Here is a 25,186-nt window from a genome sequence, read left to right as displayed (position 1 = left end):
TTTACCTCCTGCGTATTTATTCTTCCTGTTATGTCTTAGACTACTTTGGCTTCTGTATGAAGCAGACTGACAAGTTCCTTTACCTGGTCGGCAAGGTCTCCCTGAAGAACTTTTCCTGCTTCTTTTTTAGGAGGAAGATAAATTTCGATTGTCTTTGTTTTTGCTTCCACATCGTCTTCATCCAAATCAAGATCATCCAGCTCAAGTTCATCAAGAGGCTTTTTCTTCGCTTTCATGATTCCTGGAAGAGATGGATAGCGAGGCTCATTAAGTCCTTGCTGTGCAGTTACAAGAACAGGGAGGCTTGTCTCAATGACTTCTGAATCCCCTTCTACATCTCTTGTAATGGTTGCAGTAGTTCCGTTGATTTCCAGTTTCGTGATTGTTGTCACATAAGGCATTCCCAGCTGCTCGGCGACACGTGGTCCTACCTGGCCAGAACCGCCATCGATTGCAACGTTTCCGCCGAGGATCAAGTCAGCATCCTTATCCTTAAGGTATTCAGCAAGGATTTTCGCCGTTGTGAACTGATCGCCGTTTTCTACATCATCCTCGATGTTAATTAAAACTGCTTTGTCCGCTCCCATTGCAAGGGCTGTGCGAAGCTGCTTTTCTGCTTCTTCATTGCCAACAGAGACAACGGTAACTTCCCCGCCGTGTGCGTCTCTTACCTGAATTGCTTCTTCGACCGCGTACTCATCGTAAGGGTTGATGATGAATTCTGCACCATCTTCATTGATTTTACCGTTTGTGATCGTGATTTTTTCTTCTGTATCGAATGTTCTTTTCAATAGAACGTAGATATTCATTTGTTCCCCTCCTATGTTTTCAAACATTTTAGCTGTTCTAAAGATTAAAAAAATTTAACTTAAAAAAATTTTGCTGCTAAAAAGTTTGTTATTTGCCTTTGAATTCCGGTGTCCTTTTTTCCAGGAAAGCCGTGATTCCTTCCTGGCCATCCTCGGACAGGAAAACATCTCCGAAAAGCTTCGCTTCTTCCTTGACTCCCTTGTAAAAGGAATCCGTCTTTGTATAGTTTAGAAGTTTGATTGCAGCCCCAATTGATACAGGGCTTTTCCTGGCTATTTTACCAGCAAGCTTGTATGCGTTTTCAAGTAATTGCTCTTCAGGATACGCATGGTTGGCAAGTCCATATTGTACCGCCTCCACACCTGTGATTGGATCGCTTGTAAACAACATTTCCGCTGCGCGGGCAACACCTACATAACGAGGAAGACGCTGGCTGCCAGCAAAACCCGGAATCAAGCCAAGCTGCAGTTCAGGCAATCCCAATTTGGCATTCTCAGCAACAAGCCGGAAGTGGCATGCCATCGCCAGTTCCAGTCCGCCGCCCAATGCCGCACCATGGATAGCTGCGATAATTGGCTTTGGAAAGTATTCCATCCGTTCGAAAAGGTCTTGTCCATACTCTGCCAGTTTCGCAAAATCTTCACCAGTTTTGATTGTGGTGAATTCCTTGATATCTGCACCTGCAGAGAAGAACCTTCCTTCACCATGGATCAGGATTACCCTTATTTCATCGTTTCCCTCAATTTCATCAAGCACTGCCGAGAGTTCCTTCAGCAGTCCGGATGCAAGGGCATTCGCAGGTGGACGGGCAATCGTGATCGTTGCGATCCTGTCCTCCGAAGACCATTTAAGATATTCCACATTATCCCCTCCTCTTACATGAAGGCATTGTTCACCATCAGGATAACCCTATGATGAAACAAGCCTTTTTACGTGCCTTTTCACACTGACTCAAAAGCATAAACAGCTATTGGACGAATGAAAAGGACCTGATTAAAGGACCGGTTTGGCTCCATGGTAACCACAGCCATTGATCAGCAGCTGGTGTACCGCTTTTGCCAGGTCAGGCAGGTTGTATTTCTGTTCATTCATTACCCATGAAGTAACAGTTTCATCAACCGTCCCAAAAATCATCTGCCTTGCAAGACGCAAATCAAGGGAGCTTGAAAATTCTCCATTCTCTATGCCTTCCAAAATGATTTTGTCGATCAGCATTAAGTAGCCCTTCAGCACCTCGTTGATTTTATGGCGGAGATCCTTATTTGACTGCCTTAGTTCCAGCTGGGTTACAATTGCAAGATGCCGGTCCCGGGAAAGCATTTTAAAATGCGTTTCGACCAACATGTATAATTTCTCTGTTGCTGTCTGTTTTCCTGCAATTTTTTCTTCGATATTTTCAACGAAGTAACCCATCTTCTCCTGGAACAGAGAAATCAGTATGTCTTCCTTATTCTTAAAATAGAGATAAATTGTCCCGTCGGCCACTCCAGCCTGCTTCGCTATCTTAGACACTTGAGCCTGGTGGTAGCCGTTTTCAGCGATAACGACGACTGCTGCGTCAATTATTTGCATATATTTCGGCTTGTTTTTTTTCATTTCTTTCACTCCCGCTCCAGGAAAAGCACAAGCATTTAAATGCTACAGTGGCACACTCCCGTTTACGATTTTAGTCTGCAATACGTTTACTGAATGAATCGTCATTCATATTTCAATAATAGTATTCACTCACATTTCTGTCAAGGAAATGTATTTCATTTGGACAACCCTTTTGAATCAAAAAGAAAGAGCCGATTTATAAGCCGGCTTCAAGATTAAGCACGTTTCTGCTGATCTTCCTGGCTTTTCGCTTTTTCCTCATCCACAAGTGCCCTTCTCAGAATTTTTCCGACCGCTGTTTTCGGCAGCTCTTTGCGGAATTCATACAGTCTTGGCACTTTATATGCAGCGAGATGTTTACGGCAATATTCATTAAGTTCTGCTTCTGTTGCTTCTGCGCCATCCTTGAGCACGACATAGACTTTCACTGTCTCGCCACGGTATGGGTCTGGTATCCCGGCGGCAACAACCTCCTGTACCGACGGATGTTCATATAGTACTTCTTCGATCTCACGTGGATAGATATTAAAACCACCGGCAATGATCATATCTTTTTTCCGGTCGACAATGTAAAAGTAACCTTCTTCATCCATATAGCCAAGGTCTCCTGTCAACAGCCAGCCATCTCTCAGAACTTGAGCTGTTTCCTCCGGCCTGTTCCAGTATCCTTTCATCACCTGAGGACCTTTTACAGCTACTTCGCCGATCTCACCTGGTGGCAAAGGTTCGCCATTTTCCATTGAAATGATTGCGGCATCCGTATCTGGCCATGGCACTCCAATGCTTCCCTTAACCCGCTTCTTATCCCAAAGGAAATTGGCATGCGTGACCGGCGATGATTCAGTTAGCCCGTAACCCTCTACCAGCTTTCCGCCGGTTACTTCTTCAAATTTATCCTGCACTTCGACAGGCAGTGGCGCTGAGCCGCTTATGCAAGTATCGATGGAAGAAAGGTCATACTTCTTGATATCAGGATGGTTCAGCAGACCGATGTAGATGGTCGGAGCACCCGGGAACAATGTAGGTCTTTGTTTCTGGATTGTCTTCAATGTTGTTTCCGGATCGAACTTAGGCAAAAGAACCATCTTCGAACCTTGCAGTACCGATAGAATCAGGACAGCAGTCATTCCATAGACATGGAAAAATGGCAGGATTCCCAGCACTACTTCTTCTCCTGGCTTGCATTTATACATCCAGGCATTGCTCATCGCTGCGTTTGCGACAAGATTTTTATGCGTCAGCATGACACCTTTCGGGAACCCTGTCGTCCCGCCAGTGTATTGTAAAAGCGCAAGGTCTTCCTCGAAATCAAAATCATATTCTTTTATTTTTCCGGCCGGCATTTTCATAATTTCAGTGAATAGATGATTCTGGCCTTCATGCTTGACATTTACGATGATTCCATATTGTTTTTTCTGGATGAAAGGATAGACAAGGTTCTTAGGGAATGGCAAATAATCTTTGATAGCGGTTACAATTACATTCTCCAGATCTGTATTCGCGATGACTTTTGATACCCTCGGGTACAAGAGGTCCAGCGTGATGATCGCTTTTGCACCGGAGTCCTTCATTTGGTATTCAATCTCCCGCTCCATATACAAAGGATTTGTCTGGACGACAATTCCCCCTGCCATCAGGACAGCGTAGTAACTGATGATTGATTGTGGAGTATTCGGGAGCATGATTGCCACCCTGTCCCCTTTTTCAATCCCCAGTGTTTGCAGATAAGCAGCCAATTTTTTTGAATAGTTATAGACCTGCCTATACGTGAGTTCTTTACCCATAAAGTGGATCGCAGCTTTATCCGGTAACTTTTCGGCTGTCTGTTTCAAATAATCCTGTACCGTTGCTTCCTTTAGATCCAGGTGAGCAGGAATTTCCGGCGGATATTGTGACAACCATGGCTTTGTTGCCTCCATCTTGTTACCCCCCTTATTTAAATTTTTTGAAAATTCTTTCTCTCATTATAATATAATGGGCTTTTTATGACAATTAGAATAGTTTTTTGTTGGATAATAGGGACAAACTCCCATTTCCATTGTCTTTTAGGAGGTATTAATCTATTTATTTGTTCGTGATAAAAATAAAAAAGCCGTCTCATCCGAGACGGCTTTCTAGCTATTTAAGCAAAAAACATCATATAGATAACGCCGACTAACAGGAATACTCCACATAGAATCAGCAATATTTTTGCCAGTTTTTCCATCTTTTTAGATCCTCCTGTTAAATTCCTGCCCCGATGATATATGACAGCCCGATTGAAATCACCATGGAGATCATCCCTACTGCACGGTTATCATTTTCTATTTCTTTGTCGATATTGAACTTTGGTGTCAGGAATTCAAAAATAAAGTATCCTATCAAGAGCAGCACGAAGCCAAACACTCCCCAGCTGATCATTGTCAGCAGAGAATCATGCTGATTGATGGAATGGCGAAATATATTGGCAACACCGAAGATTTTTCCCCCAGTGGCCATTGCAACGGAGATATTCCCTTTCTTGATTTCCTCCCAATTGCGATATTTGGTCACTAATTCGAAAACTGCCAGGAATACGACCATGCAGAGAATCGCAACACTGTAATAACCAGCTGTGACAACAAATTCATTTTCCCAGAAATGATCCATATCTATTCTCCCTGAAAATATTTTACCCTGCTACCTATTATAATCGTAAACGGCCGGGATGAATATTTTATTTTTTAAACATGGCCATACTATTTGAATTCGACCACAGTAACTCCTGTTCCGCCTTCTCCTGCGTCGCCAAACCTGATTTTCTTGACAGACCGGTGATTGCGCAAGTATTCCTGGACTCCCTGCCTTAATGCGCCTGTTCCTTTACCGTGGATGATGTTGACTCGCGGATAGCCTGCAAGCAGTGCATCATCAATATATTTTTCCACTCTCATAAGAGCATCTTCATATCGTTCTCCCCGTAGGTCAAGCTCCAGACTGACGTGGAAGTCCTTGCCTTTAACAGTCGCGACCGGTTTTGTTTCGACGGGCTTTGGTGATTTGATATATTCGATATCGGATTCTTTCACTTTCATTTTGAGAATTCCGATTTGCACTTCCCACTCTTTATCGTTCACACGCTTTACTAGATGGCCTTTTTGGCCAAAGGTCAGTACATTGACTTCGTCCCCCGGCTTGAATTCATGTTTGGCAGCCTTTGCCCGTGAGCCTTTCTTTACCTGGTTCAGCTCAGGTGTCGCCTCACTCAAGCGTCTTTTTGCATCGATCAATTCATGCTCTTTGATTTCCGCGCCTTTATTAAGACGGAGCTTGCGGAGGTCACGAATGATTCCCTCAGCTTCTTCCTTCGCTTTTTCGACGATCGAAGCCGCTTTTACCTTTGCCTTTTCAGCCAGCTCATCTTTTTTCTGATCATAATCAGCCATCTGCTTTTGCAGATCCTTGTGCAGGTCTTCAGCATCTTTTAACAGCTGATTGGCCTCTTCACGGTCTCTTTCTGCCTGCTTCCTGCTGGTTTCGAGCGAAGCAATCATGTTTTCGACTTCATTGCTGTCAGCGCTTATATAGGATCTGGCTATATCGATGACTGATTCTTTCAATCCGAGTCTCTTTGAAATCTCAAACGCATTGCTTCGTCCGGGCACACCGATCAGCAGCTTATAAGTTGGACTCAGCGTTTCAACATTGAATTCAACACTGGCATTAATGACGCCTTCTCGGTTATATCCATATGCTTTAAGTTCAGGGTAATGGGTTGTCGCGATGACTCTTGCTCCGCATTTATATACTTCATCAAGAATTGAGATCGCAAGTGCCGCGCCTTCCTGAGGATCAGTCCCGGCACCAAGTTCATCGAAAAGGACAAGGCTGTTATAGTCAACCTTATTGAGGATTTCAACGATATTGACCATATGCGATGAAAAAGTACTCAAGCTCTGCTCAATGGATTGTTCATCCCCTATATCCGCATATACCGATCCAAAAACAGCCACTTCTGATCCATCAAGCGCTGGGATCTGTAAGCCTGCCTGTGCCATTAAAGTGCAAAGCCCGACCGTTTTCAATGTTACGGTTTTACCTCCGGTGTTCGGACCTGTGATAACAATTGTTGTATAGTCCTGCCCAAGAGCAATGCTGTTAGGGACGACTTCATCTATCGGAATAAGCGGGTGTCGGGCCTGGAAAAGATTAATTCTGCCCTCATCATTGACGTTTGGCTTCGACCCTTTGATTTTGTTTCCATATCGGGCTTTCGCAAACATGAAATCAAGCTCTGCCATGATCATGACGATTTGCATAAGTTCATCATGATATTCAGCAGTCAATGCTGAAAGTTCAGCAAGGATTCTCTCGATTTCCTGCTGCTCTTTAACCCTGATGCTCTGCAGCTCATTATTCAGCTGGACAACAGCCTGAGGTTCGATGAACAAAGTCTGCCCTGATGAGCTTTGGTCATGGATGATTCCGCCGTAGTGCGCACGATATTCCTGTTTCACCGGGATGACGAATCGATCATTCCTGATGGTGATGATGGCATCCGAAAGCATTTTTGATGCATTGGACGAGCGAATCATGCTCTCCAATTTTTCACGTACTCTTGCTTCCCTTGTCCGCATCTGATGGCGGAGCGACCTTAGTGCTTCACTTGCACTGTCAAGCACTTCACCGCCTTCATCGATTGCATTCCTGATTGATTCTTCCAGATTCGCAAGCACGATGATTCCCTCTGTATAGCCCAATAAAATCGGCACTTCTGTTACTTCCTGCAAATCTTCAACAAACCTCTTCATCTGCCGGCTTGCATGAACAGTGCTTGCGACCTGGATCAGTTCATGTGGACTTAGCACGCCGCCGATTTGAGCCCTTTTTACATGAGGCCGAATATCATGGATGCCGCCCAAAGGGACATTCCCTTTAAGTCTGAGAACCTTGGCTGCTTCATCCGTTTCTTCCTGGAGGCGGGAGACTTCGGCAAAATCAACCGATGGCATCAATGCAATTGCCTTCTCTCTTCCTAATGAAGATGATGTATGTTCAATCAGCTGGTTCCTGATTTTATCGAATTCCAGTGTTTTCAAAACTCTCTGCTGCACAAAATTTCCTCCTTCTTCTCAAGCGAAGGTTCTGTTTTTTAGGCCCATTCAAATTTATTTCATACCCTAATCCATATAGAATGTATCAGGGTGAAAAGCTTTTTTGAAAAGAACCTTTACTTATTACGGCCGTGCAGGAAATCGAGCAAACCATTCAGATCCAATGCGTTCAACACGGTTGATTCTTTGATCCAGCCTTTTCTTGCGGCTGTCACTCCTATTTCCATATGCTCAAGTGTATCCACTTTATGTGCGTCCGTATTGATGACAATCTTTACACCTTCGTCCTGAGCTTTCCTTAAATATTCTGCCGCCAAATCTAGCCTGTTGGGGTTCGCGTTCAGCTCAAGGGCTGTATTTGTTTCTTTTGCAAGCTGAATCAGCATATCAATATCAACTGAATAGCCTTCTCGCCTGCCGATCAGCCTTCCTGTCGGATGGGCGATGATATCGACATGTGCGTTAACTAGAGCTGTTTTCAAACGGTCCATGATTTTCTCGGTTGGCTGCGAGAATGAAGAATGTATCGATGCAATGACCAAATCAAGTTCAGCCAGCAAGTCATCCTCAAAATCCAGACTGCCATCCGGTAAAATGTCCATTTCGATCCCAGTCAGAATCGTGAAGTCATCAAAATTCCTGTTCAATTCTTTCACTTCTTCGATCTGCTTACGCAAACGTTCCGGCGTCAGTCCGTTCGCTACCTTCAAGTACTGGGAGTGGTCAGTGATTGCCATATATTTATAACCATGGGAGATGCATTCCCTTGCCATTTCCTCTATCGAATGTCCGCCATCGCTCCAGGTTGAATGCATATGAAGATCACCTTTGATTGCTTCCAGTGTGATCAATTTCAGTTCTTCCTTATACTGCTCAACTTCCGATCCATCCTCGCGAAGCTCAGGCGGGATGAATGGCAGACCGAAATATTGATAAAATTCCTCTTCTGATTTAAATGTGGTTATTTCACCTGTATCTACATTTTCCACGCCATACTCGCTAATCTTCTCTCCTTTTTCTTTCGCAAGCTGGCGCATTCTCACATTGTGGTCTTTAGACCCAGTAAAATGGTGGAGAGCTGTAGCAAATTCTTTCGGATCAACAAGGCGGAAATCAACATTCACATCATAATCAAGTCCGAGAGTTACAGAGACCTTTGTATCCCCTGCTGCAATGATTTCCTTAATTCTCGGAAGCTTGACCAACTCATCCTTAACTGAGGCAGGGGTGGAAGATGCGATGATAAAATCAAGGTCCTTGATCGTTTCTCTCATTCTCCGCAAGCTGCCTGCTCTTGAAAATTGTTCGATATCTTCTATCTTTTGAAGATACGTTTCAATTAATTCCGCTACCGGCAGCATATATGCCAGCGGAAGGCGTTCCGGGCGTGTCCCGAAATTTTCGATCGCGGCCAGAATCTTTTCCTCGGATTTCTTGCCAAAGCCTGCAAGATCACGGATTTTCCCTGCCTTTGCCGCCTCTTCTAAATCATGGATACTCTCCACTCCAAGCTCTTTATAAAGCTTGGCTATTTTTTTGCCGCCCATGCCTGGCAGCTGCAGCAGCGGGATCAAACCACTTGGGACCTCCTCCTGCAGTTCTTTCAACTCTGTCGATTGTCCAGTCTCCATGTATTCCTGGATGACTCCAGCCGTGCCTTTTCCAATTCCTTTCAGTTCAGTGAGGTCTCCCATCTCTGACATGCTGCGTTCATCACCCTCAAGCGCCGCTGCTGCCTTACGGAAAGCAGAAACCTTGAATGGATTTTCGCCTTTTAATTCCATATATATAGCGATTGTCTCTAGCAATTTTACGATATCTTTTTTATTCATAGACATGTTGTCCACCTGCCTTTTTCAAATCTGTTCCGGTCAACAAGCCGGACTTGGTCATTGTAATCTATTTTATAGAAAACAAGCTCCACTGTGAAATCAAATGAAGATTTTTCGGATAAAAAGAAAAACTTCTCCGCAAAAGAGAAGTTATGCAGCCAAGTATTCAATCCAAAGTTGTTTGATTTGCTGGGAAAAAAGAGGTGTATTTTTTATGATGTTTTCGGCAAGAATTGAATCGTTCAATGGTCCCTGGATTGCCTGGATTGGCAATAGTGCTGCGATGTAGAGAACAATGAAAACGAGAAGATAAACTTCCACAAAACCGAGAAATCCGCCTGCCCATACATTCAATTGGTGCAGGATCGGCAGGTTTGCGACAAAATCAAGCATGGACCCGATGATCTGGAGCAGAATTTTTACAGCGAAGAAGATGACCGCAAACGCGATGGCCCGGTAATAGGCATCCTCCAGATTGGCATTTTCAAATAACAGATTCAACGTCGCGTTATTGCCAAGGTTTGGATATGGGATCCATAAAGTCAGCTTTGGCGCGAGCTGGTCATAGTATATGTATGCTACGATGAAGGCTGCGATAAATCCAGCCAAATGGATGGATTGGAGGATGAATCCCCTCTTCAATCCTACGATAAAGCCGATAAGTAAAATAGCTAAAAGTGCAAGATCAAGCATCGATAATTTCAGTCCTTTAACCTTTTAATTTCCGCTTCGAGCGATTCAACACGATCTTTCATTTTTATGTAATCATTAACGGCATTCACAGCTGTTAATACGGCTAGCTTATTAATATCAAGTGAAGGATTCGCTGAGCTGATTTCCCGCATTTTATCATCTACCATCGAGGCAATGAGCCGGATATGGCTGGTGCTTTCTATGCCGACTATAGTATATTGCTGTCCATATATAACGACAGTCGACCGATTTTTTTTTGTGTCTGACAACATTTATGCCCCCATTCAAAAGAATCCTATTTTATACTATATCATGAACACAAAAGGCTGGGAAGTATTTGCCTGTCAGAACTATATGAATTTTGGAAGAAAATGTCTAAGTTTGAAAACGTTAAAAAAGGGAGTGTAAAGCTATGGGAAATAGTGTCCTTCAGAAGAGTCCCGCAGAAATCAACAAGATGAAAGAGTATTACAAGATGTTCCTTATCGACAAGCTCCCGCCGGGCAGCGTTTTCGCCGCAAAAACACCTTCCTGTGCAATCACTGCCTATAAATCAGGAAAAGTATTGTTCCAGGGAAAAGACGGAGAAACAGAAGCTGCAAAATGGGGAACGGCAACTCCTTCTGCTGCTAAAAAAACTGCAGCTGCTCCTGCAGGCAACCATTTGCCACGGAATATCGCCGAGCTGTCCATCATCGGTTCAGATGAAGTCGGCACAGGGGATTTTTTCGGGCCGATCACCGTCGTCGCTGCCTACGTCAGGCGGCAGGATATTCCGGTGCTGAAAGAGCTTGGTGTTCAGGATTCCAAAAATCTCAAGGATGATAAAATCATCGAGATTGCCAAACAGCTCGTAACCTTTGTACCTCACAGTCTGCTTACCTTACATAATGAAAAGTATAACCAAATGCAGATGAAAGGCATGTCCCAGGGCAAGTTGAAAGCATTGCTCCATAACCAGGCCATCAATCATGTCTTGGAAAAAATCGCCCCAGAAAAACCGGAAGCGATTCTGATTGACCAGTTCGCAAAAGAGGAAATCTATTATGCCCACTTAAGAGGCCAGAAAAATATCATGCGCGAGAATGTACTTTTCAGCACGAAGGCTGAAGGGATTCATCTTGGAGTTGCAGCGGCATCGATGATTGCCCGCTATGCCTTTGTACGCCACTTTGAAAACCTCAGCAAGCGCGCTGGCTTCACCATTCCGAAAGGGGCCGGCGCAGCTGTTGATAAGGCAGCAGCAAGGCTGATCCTGGAAAAAGGAGTCGAGGTGCTGCCTGAGTTCGTCAAACTTCATTTTGCCAATACCGATAAAGCGAAGAAAATTGCAAAGGTATAGCACTTGGCAGCTGGAAAAAACGAGCTGTTTTTTCCAGTTCGCGGAATTATGTGGGAGTATCGCGGAATTATGAGGGGTTTTCGCGGAATAAGTGCTGAGTATCGCGGGAATATGCTCTTACTTCGCGGAATCCAGGGATGGAATCTGTGTTTCCTATCAGGATATCCACGAAAAATGCGCATTCTTCACTTAAAAAATTCAAAAGGCAGCCCGCGGGCTGCCTTTTTCTTGTTTATCCTCTTAATACTGCTCCAGTTTTCTCTTCAAGGGCATTGAGCACCTTATTATGAGCTTTTGCAATATCTTCATCTGTCAGTGTTTTTTCTGGATCGAAGTATTTCAGTGAGAATGCAATGGATTTCTTGCCTGCTTCCATTTTCTCGCCTTCGTACAGGTCGAATACCTGAACTTCTTTTAATAGAGATCCACCCGCTTCTGTGATTACCTGCTTCAGGTTTCCAGCAGCAGTTTCTTTTTCAACAACCAGAGCGATATCCCTCGTGATCGAAGGGAAGCGCGGGATTGCTGTGTATTGAAGAGGTGCTGTTTCAGCCTCAAGTAAAGCTTTAAGCGAAAGCTCGAATACATATGTCTCTTTAAGATCGAGCGCTTTTTGCATTGTTGGGTGAACCTGGCCAATGAAGCCGATGACATTGCCATTCAGCAATATTTCAGCTGTGCGTCCAGGATGCAAACCATCAAGCTCAGCTTTCTGGAATCCGAGCTGGCTTTCAAGGCCAAGCTTCGCAAATAACCCTTCAACAATTCCTTTTAAGACGAAGAAGTCAACGGGCTTCTTCTCGCCTTGCCATGGATGGCTTTCCCATAATCCAGTAATCGCAGCTGCAAGGTGCTCGCGTTCTTCCGGCAGCTCATCATTGCTGCTCTTCAGGAACACTGCTCCTGTTTCATAGACTGAGGCACTGTCGCTTTGGCGGGCGATGTTGTATTTCAATACTTCAAGCAGCTGAGGAACGATGCTTAAGCGCAAAAGACTGCGGTCTTCGCTCATCGGCATTGCAAGCTGTACAGGCTCGCGCTTATCCAATGCGTACTGTGTAGCTTTTTCGGCACTCGTCAATGAATAAGTAACTGCCTGATAAAGGCCTGCACCTTCCATGAAACGGCGGACAACGCGACGGTTTTTCTGGTACTCAGAAAGGTGGCCTGGCGTTGACGGACCAACTGGAAGTGTTGTCGGCAGGTTATCGTAGCCATACAGGCGTCCAACCTCTTCGACTAAGTCTTCTTCGATCGTAATATCCCCACGGCGTGTAGGAACCGTTACGGTAACCGTATCATTGTCGACACTTGTTTCGAACTTCAGGCGGGCAAAAATACCCTCGACCTGCTTCATATCAAGCTCTGTTCCTAACACTTTATTGATCTTTTGCAGCGTTGTTGAAACAACTGCTGGTTTCACTTCAAGTGAGTCTGCTTCGACTACTCCGCCAAGAACTTCTCCGCCGGCTAATTCGATCATCAGTTCAGCGGCACGTTCTGCAGCCGGGCGTACTCTCTCAGGATCGACACCCTTTTCATAACGAGAGCTTGCTTCGCTTCTCAGTCCATGGTCCTTTGAAGCTTTTCTGATTGCCCCGCCAGTGAAATAAGCGGACTCGAGCAGGACAGTGGTCGTATCACTGCCAACCTCGGAATTCGCACCGCCCATGACGCCTGCAAGTGCAACTGGCTCAGTTCCGTTCGTGATGACAAGGTGATCTGGTGTCAATGTGCGTTTGACATCATCAAGCGTTTCAATCTCTTCGCCTTCCTTCGCGCGGCGGACAAGGATTTCTTTCGATCCAAGCTTATCGTAATCGAACGCGTGCAGCGGCTGGCCGTATTCCAATAAGATATAGTTCGTGATATCAACAATGTTATTGTGCGGACGGATACCTGCAGCCATCAATCTTGTCTGCAGCCAAACAGGTGATGGTCCGACTTTTACATTCTTGATTACTTTCGCTACGTATAAAGGGTTATCTTCTTTTGCTTCTACTGTTACATTAATATATTCACTTGCCTGCTCTGAAGAGGTTTCAGGCTGTGGGTTCGGAAGTTTAACATCCTTGCCGAGAATTGCTCCTACTTCATAGGCAACACCAAGCATGCTCATAGCATCGGCGCGGTTTGGCGTCAAACCAAGCTCAAGGATCTCATCGTCCCTGTTTAAAACCGCAAGAGCATCCTGGCCGATTTCCGTATCCTGAGTGAAGTTGTAAATTCCTTCAGCATACTCCTTCGGTGCAAGTTTGCCCTCAATGCCAAGCTCTTGAAGTGAGCAAATCATCCCATGTGACTCTTCACCGCGAAGCTTTGCTTTTTTAATTTTAAAATTGCCTGGAAGGACGGCTCCAACTGTTGCAACAGCAACTTTTTGTCCTTTGCCTACATTCGCTGCTCCGCAAATGATCTGGACCGTTTCCCCATTGCCAAGGTCAACAAGCGTCTTGTTCAATTTTTCAGCATTTGGATGCTTCTCGCATTCAACAACATGACCAACAACAATGCCGCTCATACCTTCATTCAACTTTTCAACGCCTTCTACTTCGATGCCGCTCTTCGTAATCTTTTCAGCAAGCTCATCCGCGGATACGCCTGTTAAATCGATATAATCCTGCAGCCATTTATATGATACCAACATGGTTTTAGCCTCCTAATCGTTATTCTTCAACTGAAAATTGCTTTAAGAAACGGACATCGTTTGTATAGAAATGACGGATGTCATCGACTCCATACTTGAGCATCGCAATTCGCTCAGGTCCCATTCCGAATGCAAAGCCAGTGTATTTCTTCGAATCGTAGCCTGCCATCTCAAGAACATTCGGGTGAACCATTCCTGCACCTAGGATTTCAATCCAGCCAGTTCCCTTACATACGCTGCAGCCTGATCCGCCGCAAATTTTACATGAAATATCCATTTCTACAGATGGTTCAGTGAATGGGAAGAAGCTTGGGCGCAAACGGATTTCACGGTCATCGCCGAACATCTTCTTGGCAAAAACTTCAAGCGTTCCTTTCAGGTCGCTCATTCTTACATTTTCATCGACGACAAGACCTTCGATTTGCATGAACTGGTGCGAATGTGTCGCATCGTCGTTATCACGGCGATATACCTTGCCTGGGCAGATGATTTTCACAGGACCCTTGCCCTTGTGCTTTTCCATCGTCCTTGCCTGAACAGGTGATGTATGGGTGCGCATCAAAGTTTCTTCGGTGATGTAGAAGGAGTCCTGCATATCTCGTGCCGGATGTCCCTTCGGAAGATTAAGCGCTTCAAAGTTATAATAATCCTTCTCGACCTCAGGACCTTCTTCCACTGTGTAGCCCATGCCGATGAAAAGATCTTCGATTTCTTCGATGATGCTTGTAAGCGGATGATGGCTGCCAGTTTTGACAGGTCTTCCTGGAAGCGTCACATCGATTTGTTCAGCTGACAATTGCTGCTGTACTGCTGCTTCCTCAAGCTCCTTCTGCTTTACTTCGATCTGGCCGGAGATTGCATCGCGCACTTCATTGGCCAGTGCACCCATCATTGGCCTTTCTTCAGCCGATAATTTGCCCATTCCTTTTAAAACTTCTGTGATTGGACCTTTTTTTCCAAGATAGGAAACACGGATATCATTCAATTCTTTAAGGTCAGCTGCTGCGGCCACTTTTTCCAATGCCTCAGCCTGCAGTTCTTTTAAACGATCCTGCATGGTAAATCCTCCTTCAAATTCTTCATTTTTGAACACAAAAAGACCCCATCCCTTATAAAGGGACGAGGTCTGAGGTTTCGCGGTACCACCCTTTTTAACAGGCAATACAGGTATGTATTACGTGTTCGCTTCATTGAGATAACGGCTTGTGCCGATGCATCTTTACGCTAAATGCGGTCCCGATGCCAACTCTGGAGGTGAACTTCGCCTGCCTGTTCCATAAAAATGCTTCCAATCTTCGGCATTTTCTCCCTGGATGGCCATCATCAAGCTACTTTTCTCCGTCATCGTTTTTAAAATATTAATTTTGGTGTTTATTATAGTATATTCTTTGCGCAGTATCAAATGGTTTTACGAAAAAAAGAGCCTATTTTGATGTTTTTAAATAATATAGCAGGATACCCGCTGCTACCGCGACGTTCAGCGATTCGCTCTTGCCATAAATCGGGATGAAGAGGTTCTGCGTTGTTTTCGCGAGCAGATCTTTGTTTACGCCGCTTCCTTCATTCCCTACGAGCAGTGCGAAAGATTCCCTGCTGTCAGCCTCTGTAAAAACAACCCCATTTTCAAGCGCTGTCCCGTATACAGGGATATTGTCAGCGTTCAGGTTGTTGATCCACTCAGAAAGGTCTCCACCTAAAACTGGCAAATGGAAGTGGCTGCCCTGCGCAGAACGCAGCACCTTTGGATTGTAGATATCGACACTTCCCTTCCCGACAATGACTGCATCGACCCCGGCAGCATCAGCCGTCCGGATCATCGTGCCAAGATTGCCAGGGTCCTGGACTGAGTCAATCAGTAAATAGCTTTTACCACTTGGAATGTTCTGCTTTGGCTGGCGGCACACAGCAAAAATCCCTTGAGTTGTTTCAGTATCGGCAAGCTGACGGCTGATTTCATCGGTCACAACCGTTACAGGAATCGAGCCGTAATCCAGGCTCGGCGGCATTTCCGTTTTTTCGCATAAAATGATTTCTTCTACATCGTCTATCCTTGTCAGCGCTTCCTCAACCAAATGAAAGCCTTCGACAAGGAACATGCCGGACTTATCGCGTTCTTTTCGAGTCTGAAGCTTCTTCCATTGTTTGACTTGCGGATTTTTATCAGATTGAATGTACTTCAATTCTGGCTCTCCTTTATTATGGCTTGTTCAATTTTACTATTATAGCTCAAAACGAATACATAATAAAACCAAAATTGCAAAACCTATATTCAGTAATGGAAATTTGAAAGGAGTTTGAGCAAGGATGAACTTAAACCTTAGGAACGCTGTTATTTCAAATGTGGCAGGAAATACACAGGATGAGCTTAAAGATACGATTGTCGACGCAATACAGAACGGCGAGGAAAAAATGCTTCCTGGACTTGGAGTGTTGTTCGAAGTAATCTGGCAAAACGCCACTGAGGCAGAAAGACAGGAAATGCTGAATGCTTTGGAAGAAGGATTGAAAGGGAAGTAAAGACTTGTGGGAAGGACTCCTTTATGTTGAGGAGTTCTTTTTTTATTTTCTTGAGTATGGCGAGGGGGAAACACCGGGCGATTTGTTCCATGAGATAGAAATAATAGTGATTAGGCTCGATTTCGCAGTAATTGTAGGTTTTTACGTAGTGATTGTATCTTTTTTCGAAGTAATTACGCTTCAAAACGTAGTGATTAATTTTAAAAAACTAGAGGTAAACAAAAAAAGTGTCCAGAAAACCAGTTTCAAACTGATTTTCTGGACAACACCGTTCTTATTCAAAAGTGATCTTTTCAACTGTTTCTTTGTCGAGACGCTTGATGACTTCGACAATCAGTTTTACTGCGTTTTCGTAGTCGTCACGGTGAAGCATTGCTGCGTGTGAATGGATATAGCGAGTTGCGATTGTGATTGACAGCGCAGGCACACCGCGGTGTGTCAGGTGAATCGCACCAGAATCCGTTCCGCCGCCGGCTACAGCGTCGAACTGGTATGGAATGTTCAACTCATCCGCTAAGTCTGTGACGAAATCGCGAAGGCCTTTGTGTGACACCATCGAAGCATCATAAATGATGATCTGCGGGCCGTCACCCATTTTGCTCAGCGCTTCTTTTTCAGTAACGCCTGGTGTGTCGCCGGCGATCCCTACATCAACACCGAAAGCGATATCAGGCTGAATCATCTGTGCAGATGTTTTTGCACCACGAAGACCTACTTCTTCCTGAACCGTACCAACACCATATACCACGTTCGGATGTTGTGCATCCTTTAGACCCTTCAGGACATCAATGGCAATTGCACAGCCAATGCGGTTATCCCACGCTTTGGCAAGCAGCATTTTTTCATTATTCATGACTGTGAACTCGAAGTAAGGAACGACCATGTCACCAGGAGTGACTCCCCATTCCTTTGCTTCATTACGGCTTGATGCACCGATATCAATGAACATATCCTTGATTTCAACCGGCTTTTTGCGTGCTTCTGCAGGGAGGATGTGAGGTGGCTTAGAACCGATCACACCAGTGATTTCTCCTTTGCGAGTCACGATTGTCACGCGCTGTGCCAGCATAACCTGGCTCCACCATCCGCCAACCGTCTGGAAGCGGATGAAACCTTTGTCATCAATGCTTGTGACCATGAAACCTACTTCATCAAGATGGCCAGCCACCATGATTTTTGGCCCATTTGCATCTCCAACCTTTTTCGCAATCAGGCTGCCCAGACCGTCTGTTGTCACTTCATCAGCGTGTGGTGTTATGTATTTTTTCATGACTTCCCTTGGCTCACGCTCGTTGCCGGGAATGCCCTTGGCATCGGTTAAATCTTTTAACATCGTTAATGTTTCATCTAATTTAGCCATTATTTCGACTCCCTTAATATGTAGTTTCGACTCCTATTATACTAGACCATCAATGTATTGTACAAAAAATTCTGCCTAATATCCTTTTCGCTGCCTATCATAATTTACTTCATTTTTCTTAATATATGCCTGTCCGATTTGTTCAGCTGATAATCCCAGCATTTCAGCCAATTTCATATAGCTTTCGAACAACAGGATAAAATCATTCTCCGTGCGGCTATTCCTAAACCGATGAACAGATTCGTATACTTCAAGGAACTGCTCGCTGGCATTATTCTGGTTGCTTTCTCCCGAAGTAATCGATTCAAGATGTTCAAACCCGCACTCAATTCCAAGCGACAGAATAAAATGGATGCCATCGACGAATTCCTCAAGGATCACTTGAGTATCCGAGGATGGTTTAACGCTCCAAAACTTGAAACATCTTGTCTCATTCGCCAGCTCCCCGATTTCCACCAGCAGCGCCAGCACCTTTCTGTCAAATAAATCCTCATTCTCCAGGCCGTGCTGTAACTCAATATGGCTGTCCAGTTCTGTTTGCATTTTAAAAAGCTTTGTCGTATTCATTCTTCAGCTCCAATTTTTAAATTTTTCCTAAACCGAAAAAAGTTCTCTGCCTAGTTTTTTCCCTTCAATGAGGTTCCAACTAAAAAAAGTATAAAACATTTATAAATTTGTTGAAACTATTTGGAATCTCATCCGTAAAATAAGGAAAGTTAGTATTGGAGGGGCAGCCATGATCCTGCTTTTGCGTCTTATTTTCTTGCTTTTATTCATTTTTCTAATATACAGCGCGGTTAAGTACCTCTTCAACCCGAAGCGTAAGCTCGAGCTTGCACATGAACAGAAGCGCTATTTCTTTCTGGATGATCCGAATAATGTCCGCAAGAATTTTTTACTCACATACAAGGGCGTTTTGTTTGAGGGGGAAAAGTATCTGGGCACGACTCAGTCTGCCTTTGAAGTAGTTTCCATTTTCATCTGGCCAAAAAAGACTTCTGCTTTGAAGGGGCTTGTTCTTGAGGATTTCCAGTACATTGAGCGAAAAATCCGCGAGAGCTACTCTGTGGCAAAGATCGATTGGAAGAGCCCGATCAAGGAATTCATGGCAAACCATAATCAGGATGATGAATCCTAAATGAAAAAGCGTCCGATAAAATTCGGACGCTTTTTCATTATATCGTTGTATCAAAGAATTCCCGCCATTTTATCAAGGTGATTTTTTCCCGCAGCAAGTAGGCAAGCAGCAAAAGGACCATCATCAGCAAGCCCGCAGTCCAAGCATCGAACTTCCTGATATACTCACCATATAATGTGTAAAACAATACAAAAGGGATATTTGCAAAAAAGGAAGCTTTCATAAAGCCTCTAAAGCTCTTTTTCCGTTCGTACAGGCAAAAGCTCAGCAATTGATAATGGATCACCGGCACAAGTCTTAACAACGCGACCTGAGCAACGGTCAAATCCCTGAACCTCCCTACCAGACGCATCTTCAGCCTGCTTAACCTATGCATCGTCTCTGGAAGCTGTTTCATCAATAAGTAAAATAAAACACTTGCTCCCGTCAAGCCGATCAGAGAATAGATGATGCCAGGTAACACTCCGAACAGAAGACCTCCTGCAACACAAACGACGGCTGGAGGGATGAAGACGAATTGGCGGAAAACATGGAACAATATGAACAAAACAGGTGCATACCAGCTTCCCAATTCCACAATAATCAGCAGCAATGACCAGGCATCTTCCATATTCGTCACCTGCCAGCTATTCTATGATGCTATTAAAGCATATAAAATCGCCCGAGCTGTTATGCCAAAAGCATAAATAAAAATACAAAAATACCAATCTCGATCAGAGCAAGAAATGGCATACCATACTTGAACTGAGCATGCTGTGTTTTATGCCGGTAATGCTTCATCCCGGCAAATGCCCCGATCGCGCCTCCGAGAAAAGAGACATTCCACAATGTACTTTCACTTATTCGATAAAGGTTCTTTCTTGCCCGCTTTTTATCTATTCCCATGATAAAAAAGCCAACAAGGTTCATGACTATGATCAAGCCAGCCAAAGACCAGATTTCCACATCTCCACGCCCTCTTCAAGTTCTATGTGTCCATTATATCTTAAGAAAAGCGAAAGCGCCTTGGTCAGGCCCTACAAGCGCTGGAGCTAGACAATTTTCGAAGTGAATTTTATAAAATCTTATCTCTACAAAAAAGAAAAAACCATCCTCAGGAAGAGAATGGTTTATCCTAATTACTTGTTGAATTGTTGCTTAGCTGTTTCAGCCAATTGAGCGAATGCTGCTGCATCGCTTACTGCAAGTTCAGCAAGCATCTTGCGGTTTACTTCGATACCAGCAAGCTTTAGGCCGTGCATCATACGGCTGTAAGAAAGGCCGTTCATGCGAGCTGCTGCGTTGATACGAGCAATCCAAAGTTTGCGGAAGTCGCGCTTCTTCTGACGACGGTCGCGGAATGCATACATTAGGGATTTCATAACCTGCTGGTTAGCAACTTTGTATAATGTATGTTTTGAACCGAAATAACCTTTTGCTAATTTAATGACTTTTTTACGACGCTTGCGCGTAACTGTACCGCCTTTTACACGTGGCATGTAATTTCCCTCCTATATAAATCGATCGCTCGAATTTACTTAATGTTGTCAAGCATGTGACGAATACGTTTGAAATCGCCTTTTGAAACAATTGCAGATTTGCGAAGCTTACGCTTAGCTTTTGTAGACTTGTTAGCAAATAAGTGGCTAGTGTAAGCGTGTGAACGCTTAAGCTTGCCAGTTCCAGTTTTCTTGAAACGCTTGGCAGTGCCGCGGTGAGTTTTCATTTTTGGCATTGGGACTTCCTCCTCGTTACTTGTCAGTTTTAGGTGCTAAGACCAGGAACATGCTTCGGCCATCCATCTTTGGATGTGATTCGATTGTCGCTACCTCTTTGCAAGCTTCAGAGAAGCGATCAAGAACACGCTGACCGATTTCCTTGTGTGTTATAGCACGTCCTTTAAAACGGATTGATGCTTTAACTTTATCGCCTTTTTCCAAGAACTTGATAGCATTGCGAAGCTTTGTATTAAAGTCGTGCTCATCAATTGTCGGGCTAAGACGTACTTCTTTTGTTGTGATGATTTTTTGGTTCTTACGTGCTTCTTTTTCTTTCTTTTGCTGTTCGAACTTGAATTTTCCGTAGTCCATGATTCGGCCTACAGGAGGCTTCGCGTTCGGAGCAACAAGAACAAGATCAAGATTTACGCGCGCTGCGATCTCAAGAGCCTCAGCTTTGGATTTAATTCCTAATTGCTCGCCATTTTGATCGATCAAACGAATTTCGCGAGCACGAATTCCCTCGTTTAGTAACATCGCATCTTTGCTAATAATTAGCCACCTCCAGGGTTTTATCGAATACCTTGTCAAGGAGAAGAAGTTCATTGCCAGGCCGAAGCCCGCCATCTTGCTCACACAATGACATACGATATAGTCCATTTTTATTTTGCAATAAAAAAAGTGCAGGCGACGACACCCACACTTTACGAAAACAAAATAATAAGACGTTTACGTATTACCTGCCAACAGCCTTAATGCGTCAGCCAGGTGAGAAGCGGGTGCTTCTTCTTTCCTAAAACTTGTATTCAGTTCACTTTTGCTAATATAACACAAAGATTTTGACGTGTCAAACGAATCACTTTCGTTAACTGCAACAAAAAGTATTGTATCAGATGGGAATAAAGGCTGCAATACTTTTTTTGACTTTCTTTAAAATCTGTGTTGTTTTCCACTCCCAGAAAAACCTGTTTGATTTATCTCAAACAACCTTGCCGCTCAATTTTTGTTATAATTTTGCATAGAAGAAAGAAGAAAGCTGGTGTACATATGCTGATTGCCATAATTATCACAGGGGTGATCACCGGGCTCCTTGCAGGGACTGCCTTGAAATATTTCAGGACTGGCTATGGATTTGCAAATGATATTGACAACAAGCCTGTTCTTTTTAAATCCTGCAGGTACTGTGGTGAGAAAATCAAACGCAGTTACCGTAAAAATCTTTGCCCTTCCTGTTACAAACCGTTGGAATAAAGCGCAAAAAAAGAGGAGCCACGGCCCCTCTTTTTTATTTCTTCGCTTCCTTCCTGAATGAATCAAGGAATTCTTCGAAGGAAATTGTTTCAGATTTTTGTTCGCCGTATTTACGGACATTTACGGCTTTGTCAGATACTTCATTGTCACCTACTACGAGCATGTAAGGGATTTTCTGCATCTGTGCTTCGCGAATCTTATAGCCGATTTTTTCATCACGGCTGTCGATTTCAACACGGAAGCCTGCTGCTTTCAGTTTTTCCTGGACCTCTCTTGCGTAGTCATAGTGTACCGCAGGAGAAACCGGGATGACTTGTGCCTGTACGGGAGCAAGCCATGTCGGGAACGCCCCTTTGTATTCTTCGATCAGGAAGGCAACAAAACGTTCCATTGTTGATACAACTCCACGGTGGATAACAACCGGGCGATGGTGCTTTCCGTCTTCACCGATATATGTCAGGTCAAAGCGTTCAGGAAGCAAGAAATCAAGCTGGACAGTTGACAGAGTTTCCTCTTTGCCAAGCGCTGTCTTGACCTGGACATCAAGCTTAGGGCCGTAGAAAGCCGCTTCGCCTTCTGCCTCGAAATACTCAAGTCCCATCTCATCCATTGCTTCTTTTAGCATCGCCTGTGCTTTTTCCCACATCTGGTCGTCGTCGAAATATTTTTCCTTATCTTCAGGATCGCGGTAAGAAAGGCGGAACGAATAATCATCCATGCCAAAATCTTTATAGACTTCAAGTACAAGTTCGACAACTCGCTTGAACTCTTCTTTGATCTGATCAGGTCGCACGAAAAGGTGAGCATCATTCAAAGTCATTCCGCGAACACGCTGCAATCCCGCCAATGCTCCGGACATTTCATAACGATGCATTGTTCCCAGTTCAGCGATCCTGATAGGAAGCTCCCTGTAGCTATGGATGCTGTTTTTGTACACCATCATGTGATGAGGGCAGTTCATCGGCCTTAAAACAAGCTGTTCATTCTCCATTTCCATGACAGGGAACATGTTTTCCTGATAATGGTCCCAGTGTCCGGAAGTTTTATAAAGATCGACACTTCCCATTACCGGAGTGTAGACATGGTCATATCCAAGGCTGACTTCCTTGTCGACAATATAGCGCTCGATTACGCGGCGGATTGTGGCACCCTTTGGAAGCCATAACGGAAGACCCTGGCCTACCTTCTGGGAGTTTGTGAATAAGTTAAGCTCTTTGCCTAGCTTGCGGTGGTCGCGTTCCTTCGCTTCTTCAAGCAGCCTTAAGTGCTCTTTCAGATCTTCCTTTTTGAAGAAAGCAGTTCCGTAAATACGCTGCAGCATCTTGTTGTCACTGTCGCCGCGCCAGTATGCACCGGCAATGCTCAACAATTTGAATTCCTTCAGCTTTCCAGTTGATGGAACATGAACCCCGCGGCATAGATCAACGAAATCTCCCTGCTCATAGAGAGTCACTTTTTCATCAGCTGGAATCGCTTCGATTAACTCAAGCTTATATGGGTCGCCAAGCTCTTTGAAAAACTTGACTGCTTCTTCACGGCTTACTTCTTTGCGGACAATCTCAATGTTTTCATTGATGATTTTGTTCATTTCCTTTTCGATTACCGGCAAATCCTCCGGAGACAGTGAATGCTCCATATCGATATCATAGTAGAAACCGCCTTCGATAACCGGTCCTACTCCAAGGTTAACATCTTTATACAGGCGTTTGATTGCCTGTGCCATTAAATGCGCTGAACTGTGGCGCAAAATTTCAAGAGCTTCAGAGTGCTCTGGAGTGACGATTTCAATCGCTGCATCCTCTTCGATTGGTCTCTTCAGGTCATACGGCTGTCCGTTCACCATACCGGCAATGGCTTTCTTCTTTAGGCCCGGGCTGATTGAACTGGCAATGTCTTCAGTAGTTGTACCTGCCGGAAACTCCTTTACTGCTCCGTCTGGAAACGATATTTTCAACATGTCTGCCATTGGCTTTTCCTCCTTTTAATATGTGGCGCTTTATTTGCGCTAAAAATAAAAAAACCCGTCCCTGAAACAGGGACGAGTTTGATCACACGTGGTTCCACCCAATTTTCACTCTCACAAAAAAATGCGGGAATGACTCTGGTTGCGATAACGGCTTCAGCCGCCAGCTAATACTTGCCTGAGCGTTCATAACTGGAGTTCAGAGGTGGTAAGCGTTTCTTTAGTGTTAGGAAGTTTTCAGCCTTGCCTTCCCTCTCTGCAAACCTTTCAAGAAAGCCCATGTCCTCATCATTACATTTGCTATTCGTTAAGTATGTACGTAATTATAGTTTGAAATGTTTTGAAAATCAAGTGGGCTATCGTACATTTTTATTGCCTTTCTTTAAAAAGTGCAATTGCTCCTCCTGAAAAGCAGATAAGGAAGCAATTTTTACACGTTCTTCAAAAATATTGATGATGGTCCTAACCAGTGGCTGCTGAGGATCATCAGTGTACAGGTAAATGGTTTCAGGGGCAATCGACAGTAATGGAGCAATCGTTCCTGAGTCGACGTAGACAGGATGATTTACCAGGAGCTTCCGGTCAATTGCCTTAAAAAGGTCGCCCCTCTTCATTTCAATAAAATCCTGATTGTAAAAAACCATATTTTCATCGATCACCAAATAAAGATGGGAAAGCTGGGGTTTCCTATCTCCAAGAAAGTCTCTGAGAGTCTGCACAAACACCTGATATTCCTGCTCCATCTTATACTCATCGATTGCGATCTCAACCCATTTGGAAAGCTGCTCCACATAGGCCTTTAGCCTGAACATGACAAACGAGTCAAATGAGAAGGAAACTTTTTCGTCCAAAATCTCATTGAGGGCACTTTTAACAATGCTGTTTTCTTCTACCCCTTCCATAAAAGGGATCAGTTCTTTTCGTTCGCCTTCAATGACTGAGTAAATGATATCGATAATCTGGTCCTGTTCTTCCATGTCAGTAAATAAATACGAATCTTTCAGAATGGATCTTAACCAATCATCACGTTTTGTTTTTATTATAAATTCATGAAAGCCCTTTTTCAGGTCTGTCAGTATTTCACATTTATAAAAAAGGTGCGGTATAAGCACTCTATTTCGATCTTCATTAAGAAGAATTGAATCTGTTTCCTGCCACGAAGCAAGCCTGGTGATCAAATGTTTATATAAATTCCAGGCATCCTGCTTTTTTTGGAAGATGATTTCAATCAACCATATCCCCCCTTTTTAAGTAATCCCTGATTATAT

24 protein-coding genes and 3 other annotated features are annotated in these 25,186 nt (G+C 44.1%); of the genes, 3 read left to right on the top strand and 21 right to left on the bottom strand.

Annotated elements, in window-relative coordinates; all coding sequences use genetic code 11:
• Window positions 1–35: 35 nt before the first annotated feature.
• The 9 genes from ACXAEA_RS06855 to zapA all read right to left on the bottom strand — a co-directional run bounded on the left by ACXAEA_RS06855 (window position 36) and on the right by zapA (window position 10,272).
• On the bottom strand, window positions 36–809 hold the full coding sequence (locus ACXAEA_RS06855; protein WP_475095162.1) for an electron transfer flavoprotein subunit beta/FixA family protein: 774 nt from the start codon (window positions 807–809) through the stop codon (window positions 36–38).
• A gap of 88 nt (window positions 810–897) precedes the next feature.
• Window positions 898–1,671, bottom strand: a complete 774-nt coding sequence (locus ACXAEA_RS06850) for an enoyl-CoA hydratase (protein ID WP_475095161.1) — start codon at window positions 1,669–1,671, stop codon at window positions 898–900.
• Between the two features lie 132 nt (window positions 1,672–1,803).
• On the bottom strand, window positions 1,804–2,406 hold the full coding sequence (locus ACXAEA_RS06845; RefSeq protein WP_475095160.1) for a TetR/AcrR family transcriptional regulator: 603 nt from the start codon (window positions 2,404–2,406) through the stop codon (window positions 1,804–1,806).
• A gap of 215 nt (window positions 2,407–2,621) precedes the next feature.
• Window positions 2,622–4,325 carry a long-chain-fatty-acid--CoA ligase gene (locus ACXAEA_RS06840; RefSeq protein ID WP_475095159.1) on the bottom strand — a complete coding sequence of 568 codons (1,704 nt, stop codon included), beginning with the start codon at window positions 4,323–4,325 and terminating at the stop codon, window positions 2,622–2,624.
• A 304-nt stretch (window positions 4,326–4,629) separates the two neighbouring features.
• Entirely contained in the window at window positions 4,630–5,034 is a 405-nt protein-coding gene (locus tag ACXAEA_RS06835) for a DUF350 domain-containing protein (RefSeq protein ID WP_475095158.1), read from the bottom strand.
• Window positions 5,035–5,123: 89 nt separating this feature from the next.
• On the bottom strand, window positions 5,124–7,478 hold the full coding sequence (locus ACXAEA_RS06830; protein WP_475095157.1) for an endonuclease MutS2: 2,355 nt from the start codon (window positions 7,476–7,478) through the stop codon (window positions 5,124–5,126).
• A gap of 116 nt (window positions 7,479–7,594) precedes the next feature.
• Window positions 7,595–9,316 carry a DNA polymerase/3'-5' exonuclease PolX gene (polX, locus tag ACXAEA_RS06825; protein ID WP_475095156.1) on the bottom strand — a complete coding sequence of 574 codons (1,722 nt, stop codon included), beginning with the start codon at window positions 9,314–9,316 and terminating at the stop codon, window positions 7,595–7,597.
• A gap of 144 nt (window positions 9,317–9,460) precedes the next feature.
• Entirely contained in the window at window positions 9,461–10,003 is a 543-nt protein-coding gene (locus ACXAEA_RS06820) for a CvpA family protein (RefSeq protein ID WP_475095155.1), read from the bottom strand.
• 8 nt (window positions 10,004–10,011) lie between these two features.
• On the bottom strand, window positions 10,012–10,272 hold the full coding sequence (zapA, locus tag ACXAEA_RS06815; protein WP_475095154.1) for a cell division protein ZapA: 261 nt from the start codon (window positions 10,270–10,272) through the stop codon (window positions 10,012–10,014).
• Window positions 10,273–10,415: 143 nt separating this feature from the next.
• Between zapA and rnhC the strand changes: the two genes are divergently transcribed.
• Window positions 10,416–11,345 carry a ribonuclease HIII gene (gene rnhC, locus ACXAEA_RS06810; protein ID WP_475095153.1) on the top strand — a complete coding sequence of 310 codons (930 nt, stop codon included), beginning with the start codon at window positions 10,416–10,418 and terminating at the stop codon, window positions 11,343–11,345.
• Window positions 11,346–11,577: 232 nt separating this feature from the next.
• Here the strand turns inward: rnhC and pheT are convergent, their stop codons facing one another.
• The 3 genes from pheT to ACXAEA_RS06795 form a co-directional block, all read right to left on the bottom strand.
• A complete protein-coding gene (gene pheT, locus ACXAEA_RS06805) occupies window positions 11,578–13,992 on the bottom strand; it encodes a phenylalanine--tRNA ligase subunit beta (protein ID WP_475095152.1) in 2,415 nt (804 codons plus the stop codon).
• Between the two features lie 19 nt (window positions 13,993–14,011).
• Window positions 14,012–15,049: a phenylalanine--tRNA ligase subunit alpha gene (gene pheS, locus ACXAEA_RS06800; RefSeq protein WP_475095151.1), complete on the bottom strand. Its 1,038-nt coding sequence runs from the start codon at window positions 15,047–15,049 to the stop codon at window positions 14,012–14,014.
• 55 nt (window positions 15,050–15,104) lie between these two features.
• Window positions 15,105–15,346 (bottom strand) — a binding site (T-box leader).
• A 70-nt stretch (window positions 15,347–15,416) separates the two neighbouring features.
• On the bottom strand, window positions 15,417–16,172 hold the full coding sequence (locus ACXAEA_RS06795; RefSeq protein WP_475095150.1) for a TrmH family RNA methyltransferase: 756 nt from the start codon (window positions 16,170–16,172) through the stop codon (window positions 15,417–15,419).
• A gap of 124 nt (window positions 16,173–16,296) precedes the next feature.
• On the opposite strand from ACXAEA_RS06795, the gene sspI reads away from it, so the two are divergent.
• Window positions 16,297–16,509 (top strand): small acid-soluble spore protein SspI, encoded by a 213-nt coding sequence (gene sspI, locus ACXAEA_RS06790; protein WP_475095149.1) that lies wholly within the window; start codon window positions 16,297–16,299, stop codon window positions 16,507–16,509.
• A 274-nt stretch (window positions 16,510–16,783) separates the two neighbouring features.
• Here sspI and ACXAEA_RS06785 read toward each other — a convergent pair whose 3' ends face one another.
• Both ACXAEA_RS06785 and ACXAEA_RS06780 read right to left on the bottom strand, forming a co-directional pair.
• Complete coding sequence (locus tag ACXAEA_RS06785; RefSeq protein ID WP_475095148.1) at window positions 16,784–17,869, bottom strand: M42 family metallopeptidase; 1,086 nt, start codon at window positions 17,867–17,869, stop codon at window positions 16,784–16,786.
• Window positions 17,870–17,944: 75 nt separating this feature from the next.
• Window positions 17,945–18,436, bottom strand: a complete 492-nt coding sequence (locus ACXAEA_RS06780) for a dUTP diphosphatase (protein ID WP_475095147.1) — start codon at window positions 18,434–18,436, stop codon at window positions 17,945–17,947.
• 169 nt (window positions 18,437–18,605) lie between these two features.
• Between ACXAEA_RS06780 and ACXAEA_RS06775 the strand changes: the two genes are divergently transcribed.
• Window positions 18,606–19,007 (top strand): sigma-w pathway protein ysdB, encoded by a 402-nt coding sequence (locus ACXAEA_RS06775; RefSeq protein ID WP_475095146.1) that lies wholly within the window; start codon window positions 18,606–18,608, stop codon window positions 19,005–19,007.
• A 37-nt stretch (window positions 19,008–19,044) separates the two neighbouring features.
• On the opposite strand, the gene ACXAEA_RS06770 is transcribed toward ACXAEA_RS06775, so the two are convergent.
• The 7 genes from ACXAEA_RS06770 to ytxC all read right to left on the bottom strand — a co-directional run bounded on the left by ACXAEA_RS06770 (window position 19,045) and on the right by ytxC (window position 25,150).
• Window positions 19,045–19,617 (bottom strand): TVP38/TMEM64 family protein, encoded by a 573-nt coding sequence (locus tag ACXAEA_RS06770; RefSeq protein ID WP_475095145.1) that lies wholly within the window; start codon window positions 19,615–19,617, stop codon window positions 19,045–19,047.
• Window positions 19,618–19,676: 59 nt separating this feature from the next.
• A complete protein-coding gene (locus tag ACXAEA_RS06765) occupies window positions 19,677–19,952 on the bottom strand; it encodes a DUF1294 domain-containing protein (protein ID WP_475095144.1) in 276 nt (91 codons plus the stop codon).
• 173 nt (window positions 19,953–20,125) lie between these two features.
• Window positions 20,126–20,485 (bottom strand): 50S ribosomal protein L20, encoded by a 360-nt coding sequence (gene rplT / locus ACXAEA_RS06760; RefSeq protein ID WP_102263819.1) that lies wholly within the window; start codon window positions 20,483–20,485, stop codon window positions 20,126–20,128.
• A gap of 35 nt (window positions 20,486–20,520) precedes the next feature.
• Window positions 20,521–20,721: a 50S ribosomal protein L35 gene (gene rpmI, locus ACXAEA_RS06755; protein WP_023627047.1), complete on the bottom strand. Its 201-nt coding sequence runs from the start codon at window positions 20,719–20,721 to the stop codon at window positions 20,521–20,523.
• Window positions 20,722–20,737: 16 nt separating this feature from the next.
• Window positions 20,738–21,241 carry a translation initiation factor IF-3 gene (gene infC / locus ACXAEA_RS06750; RefSeq protein WP_139378409.1) on the bottom strand — a complete coding sequence of 168 codons (504 nt, stop codon included), beginning with the start codon at window positions 21,239–21,241 and terminating at the stop codon, window positions 20,738–20,740.
• A gap of 132 nt (window positions 21,242–21,373) precedes the next feature.
• Window positions 21,374–21,501, bottom strand: a sequence feature (ribosomal protein L20 leader region).
• 488 nt (window positions 21,502–21,989) lie between these two features.
• A complete protein-coding gene (gene thrS, locus ACXAEA_RS06745; RefSeq protein WP_475095143.1) occupies window positions 21,990–23,921 on the bottom strand; it encodes a threonine--tRNA ligase in 1,932 nt (643 codons plus the stop codon).
• Between the two features lie 65 nt (window positions 23,922–23,986).
• Window positions 23,987–24,219, bottom strand: a binding site (T-box leader).
• Window positions 24,220–24,274: 55 nt separating this feature from the next.
• The gene (gene ytxC / locus ACXAEA_RS06740) at window positions 24,275–25,150 is read right to left on the bottom strand and encodes a sporulation protein YtxC (RefSeq protein ID WP_475095142.1); all 876 of its coding nucleotides are present in this window, start codon (window positions 25,148–25,150) and stop codon (window positions 24,275–24,277) included.
• Window positions 25,151–25,186 lie beyond the last annotated feature (36 nt).

It is taken from the genome of Mesobacillus sp. ABV4_180 (genome assembly GCF_056158485.1).
This window is presented reverse-complemented; position numbering and strand designations above follow the sequence as displayed.

Bases quoted from the DNA above. Each gene is read 5' to 3' on its own strand.
- ACXAEA_RS06820 (WP_475095155.1), bottom strand. From the start codon at position 10,003: ATGCTTGATCTTGCACTTTTAGCTATTTTACTTATCGGCTTTATCGTA.
- polX (WP_475095156.1), bottom strand. From the start codon at position 9,316: ATGTCTATGAATAAAAAAGATATCGTAAAATTGCTAGAGACAATCGCT.
- ACXAEA_RS06775 (WP_475095146.1), top strand. From the start codon at position 18,606: ATGATCCTGCTTTTGCGTCTTATTTTCTTGCTTTTATTCATTTTTCTA.
- ACXAEA_RS06855 (WP_475095162.1), bottom strand. From the start codon at position 809: ATGAATATCTACGTTCTATTGAAAAGAACATTCGATACAGAAGAAAAA.
- ACXAEA_RS06770 (WP_475095145.1), bottom strand. From the start codon at position 19,617: ATGGAAGATGCCTGGTCATTGCTGCTGATTATTGTGGAATTGGGAAGC.
- ACXAEA_RS06835 (WP_475095158.1), bottom strand. From the start codon at position 5,034: ATGGATCATTTCTGGGAAAATGAATTTGTTGTCACAGCTGGTTATTAC.
- ACXAEA_RS06780 (WP_475095147.1), bottom strand. From the start codon at position 18,436: ATGAATACGACAAAGCTTTTTAAAATGCAAACAGAACTGGACAGCCAT.
- ACXAEA_RS06845 (WP_475095160.1), bottom strand. From the start codon at position 2,406: ATGAAAAAAAACAAGCCGAAATATATGCAAATAATTGACGCAGCAGTC.
- rnhC (WP_475095153.1), top strand. From the start codon at position 10,416: ATGGGAAATAGTGTCCTTCAGAAGAGTCCCGCAGAAATCAACAAGATG.
- infC (WP_139378409.1), bottom strand. From the start codon at position 21,241: ATGTTACTAAACGAGGGAATTCGTGCTCGCGAAATTCGTTTGATCGAT.
- pheT (WP_475095152.1), bottom strand. From the start codon at position 13,992: ATGTTGGTATCATATAAATGGCTGCAGGATTATATCGATTTAACAGGC.
- ACXAEA_RS06840 (WP_475095159.1), bottom strand. From the start codon at position 4,325: ATGGAGGCAACAAAGCCATGGTTGTCACAATATCCGCCGGAAATTCCT.
- rplT (WP_102263819.1), bottom strand. From the start codon at position 20,485: ATGCCACGTGTAAAAGGCGGTACAGTTACGCGCAAGCGTCGTAAAAAA.
- thrS (WP_475095143.1), bottom strand. From the start codon at position 23,921: ATGGCAGACATGTTGAAAATATCGTTTCCAGACGGAGCAGTAAAGGAG.
- sspI (WP_475095149.1), top strand. From the start codon at position 16,297: ATGAACTTAAACCTTAGGAACGCTGTTATTTCAAATGTGGCAGGAAAT.
- ACXAEA_RS06785 (WP_475095148.1), bottom strand. From the start codon at position 17,869: ATGGCTAAATTAGATGAAACATTAACGATGTTAAAAGATTTAACCGAT.
- rpmI (WP_023627047.1), bottom strand. From the start codon at position 20,721: ATGCCAAAAATGAAAACTCACCGCGGCACTGCCAAGCGTTTCAAGAAA.
- pheS (WP_475095151.1), bottom strand. From the start codon at position 15,049: ATGCAGGATCGTTTAAAAGAACTGCAGGCTGAGGCATTGGAAAAAGTG.